We start from the raw sequence: 13,742 nt of genomic DNA, 5'->3' as shown, positions 1-13,742 counted from the left end.
CATCTTAGAGGTGAGAAGAGTTGGATATCACGGTTATGACCTATAATATACACCATGGTAAAGGGAGCGATAAACATACAGATCTTTATCGAATTGCGGATGTTATTAAAAAAAGTAAGGCAGATATTGTTGGTCTAAACGAGGTTGACAGAAATTTTTCTTTACGGAGTAACTATGAAGATCAAATTTATTGGCTTGCAAAGCAATTAAACATGTATCAAGGGTTTAGTCCGGCGATTTCCTTATCCTCCCCAAACCGTTCGCATGTTCGAGAATATGGAAATGCTATTTTGTCTCGTTATCCGATTAAAAGGAATAATAGTTATACATTTCATTTAAAATCAGGCCTTGCTGAACCAAGGTCTTTACATGAAGCTTTCATTCAAATAAATGAAAGGCAAGTTCGATTTTATGTTTCACATTTAAGTTTAAATACATTTCTTCATCGAAAACAAACGAATTTTATCCTTCAGAAGTTTAATAAGTCTTCATATCCAACGATAATTATGGGGGATTGGAATATGAAGCCTGGATCAAAAAAATGGTGTCATATAACGAAATCATTTCAAGATGTTTGGGAAATTGCTGGTAGTGGGACAGGCTTTACATATCCATCACAGAAGCCAAGATTAAGATTAGACTATCTTTTTGTGAGCAAAGAGGTTCAAGTAGTTAATGTAGAAGTTTTTAACTTATTATCCATATCATCTGATCATTTGCCTTTAAAAGCAACACTTTCCATTTATTAATTAATGATTTGTCCTGTACCCCAATATTCATATGAATCCGTTATTTGTTCATACTAAAAGCTATACAAAATTCATTCTATGGAAGGAGAAGGATGAATGGCATCATTACAATCTCCGAAAAAAAGAGTTATTTTACTTATGATTGATACATTAATGGATTCTGCATTACAAGCAGCATTAAATTCAGGAAATGTTCCTGCTTTTCAATTTTTTATGGAAAGTGGTTGTTATTATCCTAATGTTGTCAGTCCGTTTCCAACCATGTCTGTTAACGTGGATAGTACATTATTAACAGGTGTTTACTGTGATAAACATAACGTACCAGGACTTGTCTGGTATAATCAAAAAGAAAAAAGAATTGTTAATTATGGCAGTCATGTGAGAGAACTTTATAAACTTGGACTAAAGCAATCCATGGAGGATGTATTTTTTAATTTAAATCATGTTCATTTAAACCAACAACATAAAACCATTCATCAAATCCTGCATAATGAAGGATTGAAAACGTCATCTATCAATGCACTTCTATATAAGGGAAATCATCCAACTGTTTTAAAAACACCATTTCTTTTATCCAAGATAACAGGAATGGAACGGAGAATGGAGGTCGGGTCACCGGAACTATTTTCATATGGAGCTTTTCAATGGTTGAATCCCGTCAAAAAATATGCTTCCTCGTGGAGAAAATATGGTTTTAACGATAAATTTTCTGCAAATGAAATGGGTTATCTTATTAAACAAAACAAACTACCGAATTTCACAATTGTTTATTTTCCAGATTTAGATCAAAGTGTGCATAAAAACGGAAGAACAGATATAAAAGGCATACAAAAGGTAGATAAACAATTACAAAAGATCCTCAATCAATACTCATCTTGGGAGGAGGCTTTAACTAACAACATATGGATTATTTCTGGAGACAATGGTCAATCCTGGATTAGCGGCAATAAAAAAGAAGCGTTGATAGATCTTAGGGATCTTTTGAGTTCTTACAAAATCGTCAAATTAAAAAACGGGGTTACATCCCAGGATGAAATCGTACTAGGTGTGAACGAAAGAATGACATTTATTTATAGCCTTGATAATCAAAAAGCACCATTACAGGAAATCGCCAAAATCCTAAAAAATGATGATCGGATTGATGTGATTGCCATTAGAAACGGAAAAACTATTACTGTAACCTCAGGATTACATGAAGGAAGTCTTCAATTTTATCCAGATGGAGAATTTGTCGATGAGTATGAACAAAATTGGTTCTTAGAAGGAAATACAGAAATATTAAATCTATCTATTACGAATAAAAAAGTAACATATGGGGATTATCCTGATGCATTAGCAAGATTATATTCTTCCTTTTTCTCACACGAAGGGGAGTACCTCATTGTAAGTGCAAAACCAGGGTACGAATTTATCGGTGAAGGTTCTCCTACACATGTGGGCGGTGCAAGTCATGGCGGTTTACACAAGGAAGACTCCCTGGTGTCTTTGATTGTTAGTGGCACCACTTCCATGCCCAAGCACTTACGTATCATTGACTATAAGAATTGGATTTTGTCAATGATGGTCAATTGTAACAATCAATGAGGTATAATTTTGAAAAATAAAAGGGTCAGAGTTTATTATTAGAATTTATCTCTTTCAATTGTAATAGTAGGATATATAATACTTCGGAAGTAGCCCAATTTCTAAGTAATTGCTTAGCGTAATTGGGTTTTTATCGTTAATTAAACCCTTCTTTAGGTGCATTAAAGTGTGTACAAAATAAAAAGAAGCCTATTAAAAGGCTTCCTTGATAAATTATTTTTCCGTCGATAACAAACAAGAGTCTAGCTTATCTTAAGCCCAACAAACTGCTCCAACAATAATTAGTAGAATAAACAGCACAACGATAAGGGCAAATCCGGCACCCATACCAGTTGGAGCTGGTGTATAAGCGTATCCTCGATATCTACATCCACCGCACCACATAAAAGTCACCTCCATTTATGAAGTATGATTATTTTTTAGTAATATCCCATACCACCGCCATAGCCGCCACCAACAAAAGCAGCACCAACAATGATAAGCAGGATAAATAATACAACAATTAGAGCAAAGCCTGCTCCATATCCTCCGCCGTCTGACATTCATAAAACCTCCTTTTTGTTCGGATAAAATAGGATATGTCATATCAGAAAAAGGTGGAAAGGCATCAAACTAATTTTGAAAAGTAAAGTAAAATATGATGATTTAGACCAAAAGGCTTAATCGAAAGGATATAAATTCCCTTTATAAAGCAAAATAAAGAAAAAGAGGGGAGTGTGACAATGAGAAAACTATTGTTATCGTTTTGTATATTTATTCCAGTTAGCTTTAATGTTTTCTATACTAATGGGAATGCGGAATTAGCTGGCCAATCAACAGTGAAAAAAAATATAATTTCAGAAAAACAAGCGGAAGATATTGCTTTAAAAAGAATAAAAGGGGATGTTTTAAATGTTGAAATGGAAAAAGAAGAGGGGAAAACCTACTACGAGGTAAAAATTATAACTTCTAACAAAGTACTTTTTGAAGTTGAGATAGATGCACATACTGGTAAGATTGTAGAAGTAGAAAATGAAGGCAAGCATAGTCGCAAAAAGGATAAAAAAGTGAAATAAATTTTGACTGCATATCATTTACGATGTGCAGTTGCCACCATGGATGCATTGTTAAAATTGGTGCCATCGGGGTATGTTTTTAACGATACATTAATATTTGTATCGAATGGATTACATCAGTAAATCAAAAAATACAAGAAAACAACTGAAGTTGTGGTCTTCTTGTATGAAAAACAGTTATTATTTTTTTGATTGCTGTTACCTCTATATGAACAGTATTGTTATTGTTCCAGTGTTTCAGTTTTAAAAGAAACCTTTTGTTTGGACTGTAAGAAAAACCAAATAAGAGCCAGGAATAGAAAAATACTAGCGACTCCAAAATAAAGATATAAAAATCCAGATTTAAAGCCAATAAAGAAATAACCAATAAAAGGTCCTAATGCTGCGCCAATATCTTGCACTACGGAGTAAAGTGTTAAGAAAGAAACAGCGTTGGATGATTTTGCAATATCCCCTGCTAATGCATCTATTAATGTCGTGATTCCGGTTGCAGAGACCATGAAGATAAGAGTAATAAATATCCAAGAAGTAATGGTAATTTGGATGGATAGAAAACCATAAGAAACAGCTGCTAAAAGTAATGATCCGATAAATAATGGTTTTCTTCCTTTTGGCCCATCAGACCATTCTCCAATTCGGCTCCCTAAAAAGGGTTCCCAAACCCAGCGAATAGATTGAAGGACACCGGAAAGTGCTGTAACACTGATTATTATCCCTGCTAATTGAATGCTTTTTCCATAATGATGTTCAATTAAGGAGCTCAAGGTTGAAGTGAATATCCCTTGTATGAACATAGTAATGAAAAAACTGCTAATAACTAATATGGCTATGTAAGATTTTGACTGATAGGATGAGCGTATATTTATTTTATGTTGTTTCTTTCGGGACTCGAGAGACTTTGTTTGTAAATATTTATATATCAATGGAAGTCCCATTAAAGAAAAAATCCCGAAAATAATGGAGACAACATGCAATCCAAGGATTGGAGCAAGAATACCGCCAATCAACATTCCGACTAAACTTCCCGTTCTATACAATCCATTATATAGTCCCATTGCTTTGCCGCGATCATGATCATTAGAATATTGGACAACTACTGCTAATCCGCCTATTCGAAAAAAGGACCATGCGATTCCCCATAAGCTGCGTAGAATAATCCATCCAAGAAACCCTTTCACGACCCCGTACCCTAATGTACTAATTGAACCGATGATAATAGCAAAAATTAATCCACTTTTTAAAGATATCCTATTATAAAGCCAACCTATTAACGGATTTGCGGGTAGCCGCACAAAACGATTGATGGATAATAGAAAACCTACCTGCCATAAGGAACTAAGTCCTGCTTCTTTCCAAAAAATCGGCAAGGTAATATATAACATGGAGTCTCCCACTAAGCTCAATGCTGTCACTATCGAAACGATCTTTATTGGAAGGTGAACATTTTTCATCTTTTCTCCCAATTACTTCCTCCCCCTTTATATACATTTTCGATATTGTAAGTATAACAAGAAAAATTTTTCTATTGCGAAAAAGATTAAATTCTATATGGAAACTGCCTCGAAATTGCAGAAGCGAATAGTATTGCCATTTGTCCACATAATAAGATGAAAAGGGATAAGGAAGTGAAATTAGATGAAGGGCAGAAAGAAAAACACTGACAAAGAAGAAATTTCTTATACAGATGTTTCGACTGTTGAAACGAGAAAAAATTTTATTATATTTGAAGAATATCCAGAAGGCGCCTATGGAGCTGTTCGAGGGGAGGATGATCCAGTTCAAGGAAAATCTACTCCATGGAGAGAAGGGCAAAGACCATACAGTAACTTTAACTATGAATTTAAATCATTCCATCAGGATCTTCCAAGAGAATATCCAGGTGCACATCCAACACATGATGATCCGGATGAAAATCAAGAACCACCATATGATGAAAGTAATTAAGTGAACTTGGGAGGAGAAGGAAATGTCCAAAGAGGGCCAATTTCAAAGTGATCAAAAACAGTATCAAATGTGAAATGTGCTTCATCAAAAAAAAGAAACAAAGTATCAGAATTCCAGTACTGGAATTGATACAGTGGATAAAAATAATACTATTACAAAGTCTGATCAGTAATTGGGGAGCTGTCAAAAAATTGGCAGCTTTTTTACATAAAAGATTGGGGGATGACTATGAGCAATCGCACATTTATCGGAGCTTTTCTATTTGGGATGGGAATTATCGGAATGCTGGATGGAATTTTACTGCACCAAATATTTCAATTTCACAGTGTATATATGTATACGAATCGATTTAATCAAATTGTCAGCGATGGTTTATTTCATTTTTTTGTAACGATTATTGTATTTATAGGCGGATATATATTATGGACAAGTGAAAAGGAAAAGCTAAACCATCCAAAGCTAACATTTTGGGCAGGATTTCTGTTAGGAGGGGGAATATTTAATCTTGTGGAAGGAATTATTGATCATCATTTATTAGGAATTCATCATGTATATTATCATACCGACAATGTTTTATTTTATGACTTATTGTATGATGGATTTTCTATTGTCTTGATCGCAGCAGGAGCATATGCTTTTTTAATAGCGAAAAGGATAGTAAAGAAGGCCAAACCAGTATTTTAAAAGACTGTACATAAATAAAATTTAATACGTTACCAAAATAAAAAAGTGTTTTAGTTTTCATTTGGATAAAACTATCATATAATAATATTAATTAAATATGTTATCCTTCGGGGTCGGGTGAAATTCCCAACCGGCGGTGATGAAGCCAAGAACTTCTAAGTCCGTGACCCGGTTAACAGTTTGTTAAACGGTGGAGCTGGTGAAAATCCAGCACCGACAGTATAGTCTGGATGGGAGAAGGAAGAAACAAGCAGGTTTTTATAGGGGGAAGTATACCCTTTTTTAAACCTTTATTTGACATTGCCTTAAAATCAATGGACCCTGAATTTTATTATTCATGGGTCCTTTTTTTATTATTACTATCAAATTTAACCCCGTAGATAACTTTTTAATAAATGTCCATGTTAAAGCGCCAATCGTCTAGCGGAATGCAACGTCTTCTCCCTACGATAAGTCAACATGAACTCGTGAACTGCATTAGCACGGTTTACGTTGGTCTCGTATATAACTGCGCAGTCCGTACGCTAGACCTGCGGCGCATACGCGTTTGTTCTGTTTAAAAGGAGAATTTATATGAATGATTATGACTTCATGAAGTTAGCTTTAAGTATGGCAGAGGCAACAACAGGGCAAACTTCCCCAAATCCTATGGTAGGTGCAGTGCTTGTGAAAGACCATCAAGTAGTTGGTTTAGGTGCACATGTGAAAGCGGGTGATGCGCATGCGGAGGTTCATGCCATACAAATGGCCGGCGAAAAATCAAGGGGAGCAACCCTTTATGTGACTCTCGAGCCATGCAGTCATTATGGTAAAACTCCTCCATGTGCAGAATTAATCATCCAATCTGGGATTAAAAAAGTCTTCGTCGCAACAGTAGATCCAAATCCGCAAGTTTGCGGAAACGGTATTCAAAGAATGAAACAAGCAGGTATCGAAGTGGAGGTAGGCTTACTTCAGGAAGAAGCAAAAAAACTTAATAAAGTATTTTTTCATTATGCGAGCTCAGGTCTTCCGTATGTAACTGTTAAAACTGCCATCAGTCTTGATGGGAAAATTGCCACGGTAACGGGAGAAAGCAAATGGATTACCAGCAAAGAAGCAAGAGAGGACGTTCATCGATTCCGCCATATGCATGATGCCATTTTAGTTGGAGTTAATACAATCATAAAAGATGATCCTATGCTTACAACAAGATTAATAAATGGGGGGAAAAATCCCATAAGGATTATTTTGGATACCACCTTAAGAATCCCTTTAAACTCAAATGTAGTTACAGATAAATCGGCGGAAACTTATATAATTTCAGGAAACAGCGTAGATTCATGTAAAGAAGAAGCTCTAATCAGGCAGGGAGTAGAAATCATTAAAATGGAGAAATCCTTTATCGAAATGAAAGAAATGCTAAAAGTGTTAGGTGAGCAGGGAATTACGTCCATCTTTGTTGAAGGAGGCGCAAAGGTACAAGGGAGCTTCCTAAAGGAAAATGCATTCCAGGAAGTAATCACCTATATAGCTCCAAAACTGATAGGAGGAGATAATGCTCCTGCTACATTTGGAGGTGCCGGTATAGAAAAAATCAAGGATGTTCCTTTACTGCGTTTTTCGCAAATTGATAAGATCGGAAATGATATCAGAATTATTGCTGTACCAATGGGGGTGTCTTAAAAGCAAATGTTTACAGGGATTATTGAGGAAATGGGAATCATTCAAGAAATAAAGCGTACAGGAGACTCATTTATCCTGACTATTGGAGCAGACAAAATAATGGATGATATTCATCTAGGAGACAGCATCGCTATAAATGGAGTATGTTTGACCGTTACATCCTATACAAATAATCAATTTTCGGTTGATGTTATGCCAGAAACTGTAAAAGCTACAAGCCTTGTAGCCCTTACCCGAGGATCGAAGGTAAATTTAGAAAGAGCTATGGCGGCAGGCGGCCGGTTTGGCGGCCATTTTGTATCGGGACACGTTGATGGTACAGGCACCATTATAACGAAGAAAAAAGTTGAGAATGCAGTTTACTACGAAATAGAGACGGATAAAGAAATGTTGAAATATATCATCCTGCGTGGATCTGTTGCTGTAGATGGAACAAGCTTAACGGTTTTTGGTGTCAGTGAAAATGGCTTCACTTTATCCATTATCCCACATACTCTCTCCGAAACTGTTTTAGGGTTAAAAAGTAAAGGAGACATCGTAAATATCGAATGCGATATGCTAGGGAAATATGTGAGTCATTTTTTAGTCAATGCCACAGTAAATAGTGCAAAAAAGAGTTTAGGGATTACGGAAGCGTTTTTAGAAGAAAACGGGTTCAAATGAGGAGATGGTTTTGTTGTTTAACACAATTGAAGAGGCTATACAAGATTTAAAACTAGGGAAAGTTGTCATTGTTTGTGATGATGAAAATAGGGAAAACGAGGGAGACTTTATCGCGATTGCGGAGAAAGCTTCACCGGAGATTATTAATTTTATGGTAACACATGGCAGGGGACTTGTTTGTGTGCCAATTGAAAAAGAATTAGCGCAAAAGCTCGAATTAACTCCGATGGTGTCTAAAAATACTGATTCACATGAAACAGCGTTTACCGTGAGTATTGATCATAAGTTTTCTACCACAGGGATTTCGGCTTATGAACGTTCTGCTACTATTCTCCATCTGATAGATGAGAATTCCATTGCTTCTGATTTTAATAGACCTGGCCATGTCTTTCCTTTAATAGCAAGAGAAGGAGGAGTATTACAAAGGCAAGGACATACAGAAGCAGCAGTTGACTTAGCAAGACTTTGCGGTGCAAAACCTGCAGGAGTGATTTGTGAAATAATGAATGCGGATGGCTCCATGGCAAGAGTCCCTCAGTTAAGTATATTAGCAAAAAAATTTGGATTGAAAATGATTACCATAAAAGATCTTGTTCATTACCAACAAACGAAACAAGAATATCTAATTTAATTAAAATGTAATAGGAGGAAGAAAAAATGGGACAAATATTTGAAGGTAATTTAGTAGGAACTGGTTTAAAAATAGGAGTCGTTGTAGGTCGTTTTAACGAATTTATTACAAGCAAGTTACTAGGCGGCGCACAGGATGCATTAAAGCGGCATGGCGTTAGTGAGGAAAATGTAGACATTGCTTGGGTTCCAGGTGCATTTGAAATTCCGCTTATTGCTCAGAAAATGGCGAATAGTAAAAGGTACGATGCTGTTATTACACTTGGAACGGTAATTCGCGGCTCTACTCCACATTTTGATTATGTATGCAAAGAAGCGGCAAAGGGTGTTTCCAATACATCATTAAATTCAAATATCCCAGTTATTTTTGGGATTCTTACAACGGATTCTATCGAACAAGCTATTGAAAGAGCAGGCACAAAAGCTGGGAATAAGGGTTGGGATGCAGCAGTATCTGCCATTGAAATGGCAAACTTATGCAGAAGTTTTGACTGATTTTTAAATCTATATTTTTTTGAAAATGAATAGCCCTTCTGCAAAGGGCTATTTCATCTTTTCCTTAACCGTATTCATTGCATCCTTTAATAAAGATTTATCCTCATATGCTCCTTTTATGGCAACATAGAGAGGAATGACGGTTAATGGAATATACATTCCGTATGTGATCAATTTAAAAACCATATCCATTTACTATCACTCCAAAACAAATATTTATTTATATAATTGTCTATTTATTATTTATTTATGTAAAAATGTGGCTCGTTTAAAATAAGACACCTCATTTTAAATGGATGTCTTATTTTCCAATATTTAGTTACTAAGTACTTTATAAGCTTTGTGTACTTTTCTTGCGAAGGATAGCACCATAGACTTGAAATTAGTGTATATAAGTTGAGGTTTAATATAAAATCAATGCTCTTATACTACAGAAAATGTAATGCCTTGTAATAATGATAGATTAAGGTTTCTAAAAAATGGGGATTCTCCTAATAAGTATTGGTTACATTTTGTTTTTTAATAAATCTTCTAGGAGTTTAATATTATGAGTAATACCTTCATTGTTCGGTTGAAAACTGTGTGCAATTTTGTTGTGATGGTAAGATAGCTCGTATTCGCCAATTTGGAAGTAACAAAGACCGAGCTGCATATGTGGAAGCCAGGTCTTGCTTGTTTCATTTTGTACAGACCAATTACTTGTATCTTTTGATTCTGCCGCCGTTTTATACCAAAATATGGCTTGATGGTATTGTTGCTTTTCCAAGAAATAATAACCTAAGCGGCAACAGCTTTCAGGACGAGGCACATCGTATTCAAACGTTTTAAATGTACATTCTCTTTCCTTTTTTCGATCACCTAGATAATAATAACAATCTGCTAGTCTAGTATATGCAAGAATTCTATTTTCATCTGATAAATTCCCAAAGTCTAGAAATTTCAGATAGTATTCTGTAGCTTTCCTGTATTCTCTATGTTGATGAAGTTCCATCGCATAGTGAAGAGAGTCCCTTGCAGTAAGATCTTTTTCCCTTTTTAAAAGCTTCTCATAAATTTTTAAATTTCGATCAGGATCAGAAGTTTTGTGATTTTTTCTGTGAGTTATAACAATATCAGAATCATAAATATTTCCATCATCTATTAATAAATCTTCGTGGACGGCACCTTCCCACTGGTAATTCCTTAATCGCTTTATCAACCTGATACGCCTAACTTTTAAAGTGGTATTACCAAAGTCATCAAAATCACAATGATATGGCATGGATACAGCATCAACTTCAGGAGAAAGTGACTGTTTAAGTTTTAAAAGCTTCTCATAATCTTTTGGAAGAAGAATATCATCTGCGTCAAGCCACAGTATATAATCCTTTGTCGATTTAGCAAAGGCTGCATTTCGTGCATCAGCAAAATGATCATTCCATTCAAAGTCATAGACCAATGTAGTCCATTTTTTTGCTATCTCTTTTGTTTGGTCTGTTGAACCTGTATCCATTATAATAATTTCGTCTGTTGCATCTTTAACAGACTGTAAACAATGTTCAAGCGTTTGCTGTTCATTTTTAACGATCATACAAAGGCTTATTGTAATCATTTTTTACCTCCATATTTTTTATGATAAGAACTGTAACTAATTGGGGAGGCAACAAATTTTTATTAATTAGGGATTTACACTTATTGCTGTTGGACCAGGTCCAACTAATACAGTAGCTATAACCGTATTGGTAGTTCCGCTGATAACAGAAACATTGTCGTTTCCAAGATTGGACACATAAATTTTATGTGTTAAAGGATTTACACCAACGCCAACAGGTCCAATTCCTACCGTAACAGTAGCTATGACATAATTAGTGTTGCCATCAATTACGGAGATATTGCGGTTTGATGTGTTTGCAACGTAAATTCTACCAGTAATGGGATTTACACCTATCCCTTCCGGTTGTGTACCTACAGCTATGGTGGCCACAACTGTATTAGTCGCACCATCGATGACAGATACATTATTATCGGACTCATTAACAACATAAATTTGGTTTGATATTGGATTGATATCAATCCCCACTGGATCATTGCCTACCGGAATCGTTGCAATTACTGCATTTGTAGTTCCATTGATAACATTGATGTTATTGTATGGGTAATCATTCGAAACGTATACTTGATTTGTTATTGAATTTACACTTACATATCTTGGTCTAGTTAATGGAATTGTGGCGATTACTGTGTAAGAGTCTCCATCGATGACGGAAACATTTGCACTGGTAAAATTTGCAACAAAAGATCGGTTTGTCACCAGATCTACCCCTACACCAATTGGCTCTGTACCGACAGTCACGGTAGCTATGATAGTATTAGTTGTTCCATCAATGACAGAGACATTATGATTAGATGCGTTTGCCACATAAATTCGATTTGTTATCGGATTCACACCAACATTACCAGGACTAAGATCTGAACTGCTGACTGGTATGGTAGCGATTACCGAATTGGTTATTCCATCGATGACGGAGACCTCGGTATCCCCTGAATTTGCCACATAAATTCGATTCATCGCAGGGGTATTGGAGTATGTTTCCATTTGATTAGTTTCCTCTGTTGCACCAACAGTCAAGGATTTGGTTACTGCAGAAGATACAACCTCCTTGTTATTCTCTATATACGTACTTACGTCTAATAGTTCGACGTCATCCACGATTACATCGGCAGTTCCAGTTTGCGGGAGTTTATTAATTAATAGTAAAGCTTGTGTAGTACCAAGTGGGGCGATAGAGGTTGTTTCATTGACCTTAAGCCACTCTTCATCTGCGGTATTTGTCAGGTGACCTTTTGGAAAATTGGTAATTAAACCATATTCTAAGAAGTTAAGGTCCTTATCATAATATGCAAGGGATATAGATAGAGGAGGGCTTGGAAGTTTACCAATTTTACCTAAAAATCCGGAAAAAACAAATTGTTCAGTAGGAGTTGTATTTACTAACTGATAAATAAAGCTATTTTTCGTGTCCCCAATAAGTTTTGCGGCTTGACGTCCACTATGTGAAAATTGAGTTGTGAAGGTTGCATTAGAGTTCTCCCAAGGAGGAAATGTATTGTTTTCAAATCCACCGTTTAAGATTTTGTTGCTGCTTGTCAATATAATACCTCCTTTCAAAATGCTTCACTAATTCATTTTATTACTATGATTAAGCTGTCCTATAATATATGTACTAAATATAGGTTTAGTTTGTGTGTAATTACTATGATATTTAACCGATTTGTAGTAAAAAGACAGGAGCTTCCATGTTTATTCATAAATGTAGAGTTCAATTGAAGAAATTAAAGAAAGCCCTGCTACTATGCAGAGCTTTTCATTTCATCTTTGTGATTTTCGATAGCCGGCCTTTTGTGCATCCGATTCTGAACAAAACCACACAATATGTTTCATGTTGAGATTATAGTATTCTCCGCCAGGAACATGATAGATTTTACTGTTTGCATTTCCTTTAATCTTTCCTTTACAGCTTGTATTGTTCTCTTTCCCATCGGATGAAGTATTTTTAGATGTATTATTAGAAGAATATTGAACACCAGTACTTGTATGTTTTGATACAGTATTTGAAGAACTTTTGGATGATTTGCTAATATCATATCCTCTGTCTGTTACATAGCCTGGAATAGACCAAATACCTAACTTGTGCGACTTCGCATAATTCTCATCTTCTTTTAAGTCACTTAAATGCTTTGTATTAGGTTCGTAAATATATGCAACACGCGCAAGCCCTTTTTTTACAACCTCCTCATTGTACATTTTTCCGTTTGGCAAATAAATATAAGCTAGCAATCTCCCATATTTGTCACGTTCGTGTCCTTTCACTCCTTCTTCTACCATGACTTTCGTGCCCACAGCTAGTTCCTTTTCAGCATAATTACTAGCTTCTGGTCCATATGGTTGTACAGGTGTTCCGGGCTTATGCGTTTCAGGAGTGTCTATAAGCAGTAGTCGTATATCTTCCTCTTTGCCATTAATGCTTACATGAACTGTATCACCATCTACATTTTTAACAACTGTTCCAGAGACTAGACCTTTAGGCAAAGCTGTTTGATTTGTGTGGTTCTCTGTTTGTTGGGAACATGCTCCTAACAATCCGAAAATAAATAGAAGTAAGAAGCCTATTTTTTTAATGTTGTTTTTCTTTGTTGACACCTTTTTCAAACTCCTTAATTAATATGCATTTTAATATCTATGATTAATTTATATATAAAACTGCAATTTTACAAGAGAACGACTTAAAAAGGT

The 13,742-nt window shown here is 35.5% G+C and carries 15 protein-coding genes, 1 pseudogene and 1 riboswitch; of the genes and pseudogenes, 9 read left to right on the top strand and 7 right to left on the bottom strand.

Going from position 1 to position 13,742, the window contains the following annotated elements:
- Positions 1–20 precede the first annotated feature (20 nt).
- Both AN964_RS16145 and AN964_RS16140 read left to right on the top strand, forming a co-directional pair.
- Entirely contained in the window at positions 21–749 is a 729-nt protein-coding gene (locus AN964_RS16145) for an endonuclease/exonuclease/phosphatase family protein (RefSeq protein WP_055740675.1), read from the top strand.
- A gap of 96 nt (positions 750–845) precedes the next feature.
- Positions 846–2,333, top strand: a complete 1,488-nt coding sequence (locus tag AN964_RS16140; RefSeq protein ID WP_055740674.1) for an alkaline phosphatase family protein — start codon at positions 846–848, stop codon at positions 2,331–2,333.
- A gap of 252 nt (positions 2,334–2,585) precedes the next feature.
- Here AN964_RS16140 and AN964_RS26745 read toward each other — a convergent pair whose 3' ends face one another.
- Positions 2,586–2,717, bottom strand: a complete 132-nt coding sequence (locus AN964_RS26745; protein WP_083489376.1) for a YjcZ family sporulation protein — start codon at positions 2,715–2,717, stop codon at positions 2,586–2,588.
- A 35-nt stretch (positions 2,718–2,752) separates the two neighbouring features.
- On the bottom strand, positions 2,753–2,875 hold the full coding sequence (locus AN964_RS25665; protein ID WP_083489375.1) for a YjcZ family sporulation protein: 123 nt from the start codon (positions 2,873–2,875) through the stop codon (positions 2,753–2,755).
- A gap of 180 nt (positions 2,876–3,055) precedes the next feature.
- Between AN964_RS25665 and AN964_RS16135 the strand changes: the two genes are divergently transcribed.
- Positions 3,056–3,388, top strand: a complete 333-nt coding sequence (locus AN964_RS16135) for a PepSY domain-containing protein (RefSeq protein ID WP_055740673.1) — start codon at positions 3,056–3,058, stop codon at positions 3,386–3,388.
- Positions 3,389–3,609: 221 nt separating this feature from the next.
- Here the strand turns inward: AN964_RS16135 and AN964_RS16130 are convergent, their stop codons facing one another.
- Positions 3,610–4,851, bottom strand: a complete 1,242-nt coding sequence (locus AN964_RS16130) for an MFS transporter (protein WP_235950583.1) — start codon at positions 4,849–4,851, stop codon at positions 3,610–3,612.
- A gap of 172 nt (positions 4,852–5,023) precedes the next feature.
- Here AN964_RS16130 and AN964_RS16125 point away from each other — a divergent pair, with 172 nt between their 5' ends.
- The 6 genes and pseudogenes from AN964_RS16125 to ribH all read left to right on the top strand — a co-directional run bounded on the left by AN964_RS16125 (position 5,024) and on the right by ribH (position 9,469).
- Positions 5,024–5,332 (top strand): hypothetical protein, encoded by a 309-nt coding sequence (locus tag AN964_RS16125; protein ID WP_055740672.1) that lies wholly within the window; start codon positions 5,024–5,026, stop codon positions 5,330–5,332.
- Positions 5,333–5,560: 228 nt separating this feature from the next.
- On the top strand, positions 5,561–6,016 hold the full coding sequence (locus tag AN964_RS16120) for a DUF2243 domain-containing protein (RefSeq protein ID WP_055740671.1): 456 nt from the start codon (positions 5,561–5,563) through the stop codon (positions 6,014–6,016).
- 99 nt (positions 6,017–6,115) lie between these two features.
- Positions 6,116–6,262, top strand: a riboswitch (FMN riboswitch).
- A 327-nt stretch (positions 6,263–6,589) separates the two neighbouring features.
- Positions 6,590–7,681: a bifunctional diaminohydroxyphosphoribosylaminopyrimidine deaminase/5-amino-6-(5-phosphoribosylamino)uracil reductase RibD gene (gene ribD, locus AN964_RS16115; protein WP_055740670.1), complete on the top strand. Its 1,092-nt coding sequence runs from the start codon at positions 6,590–6,592 to the stop codon at positions 7,679–7,681.
- 6 nt (positions 7,682–7,687) lie between these two features.
- On the top strand, positions 7,688–8,344 hold the full coding sequence (gene ribE, locus AN964_RS16110) for a riboflavin synthase (protein WP_055740669.1): 657 nt from the start codon (positions 7,688–7,690) through the stop codon (positions 8,342–8,344).
- Positions 8,345–8,348: 4 nt separating this feature from the next.
- A pseudogene (gene ribB / locus AN964_RS16105) lies at positions 8,349–8,969 on the top strand (3,4-dihydroxy-2-butanone-4-phosphate synthase); the annotation flags it as partial.
- 32 nt (positions 8,970–9,001) lie between these two features.
- A complete protein-coding gene (gene ribH / locus AN964_RS16100; RefSeq protein WP_055740668.1) occupies positions 9,002–9,469 on the top strand; it encodes a 6,7-dimethyl-8-ribityllumazine synthase in 468 nt (155 codons plus the stop codon).
- Between the two features lie 48 nt (positions 9,470–9,517).
- Here the strand turns inward: ribH and AN964_RS26450 are convergent, their stop codons facing one another.
- The 4 genes from AN964_RS26450 to AN964_RS16085 form a co-directional block, all read right to left on the bottom strand.
- Positions 9,518–9,661: a hypothetical protein gene (locus tag AN964_RS26450; RefSeq protein WP_161809264.1), complete on the bottom strand. Its 144-nt coding sequence runs from the start codon at positions 9,659–9,661 to the stop codon at positions 9,518–9,520.
- Between the two features lie 313 nt (positions 9,662–9,974).
- Positions 9,975–11,060 carry a tetratricopeptide repeat-containing glycosyltransferase family 2 protein gene (locus AN964_RS16095; RefSeq protein WP_055740667.1) on the bottom strand — a complete coding sequence of 362 codons (1,086 nt, stop codon included), beginning with the start codon at positions 11,058–11,060 and terminating at the stop codon, positions 9,975–9,977.
- Between the two features lie 66 nt (positions 11,061–11,126).
- Positions 11,127–12,599 carry an NTTRR-F1 domain gene (locus AN964_RS26100; RefSeq protein ID WP_055740666.1) on the bottom strand — a complete coding sequence of 491 codons (1,473 nt, stop codon included), beginning with the start codon at positions 12,597–12,599 and terminating at the stop codon, positions 11,127–11,129.
- A gap of 219 nt (positions 12,600–12,818) precedes the next feature.
- Positions 12,819–13,649, bottom strand: a complete 831-nt coding sequence (locus tag AN964_RS16085) for a thermonuclease family protein (RefSeq protein WP_055740665.1) — start codon at positions 13,647–13,649, stop codon at positions 12,819–12,821.
- Positions 13,650–13,742 lie beyond the last annotated feature (93 nt).

This window comes from Heyndrickxia shackletonii (genome assembly GCF_001420715.1).
GTDB classification, from domain to species: Bacteria; Bacillota; Bacilli; order Bacillales; family Bacillaceae_C; genus Margalitia; species Margalitia shackletonii.
The sequence above is the reverse complement of the archived record's forward strand: the minus strand, read 5'-3'. Positions and strand labels throughout refer to the sequence as shown.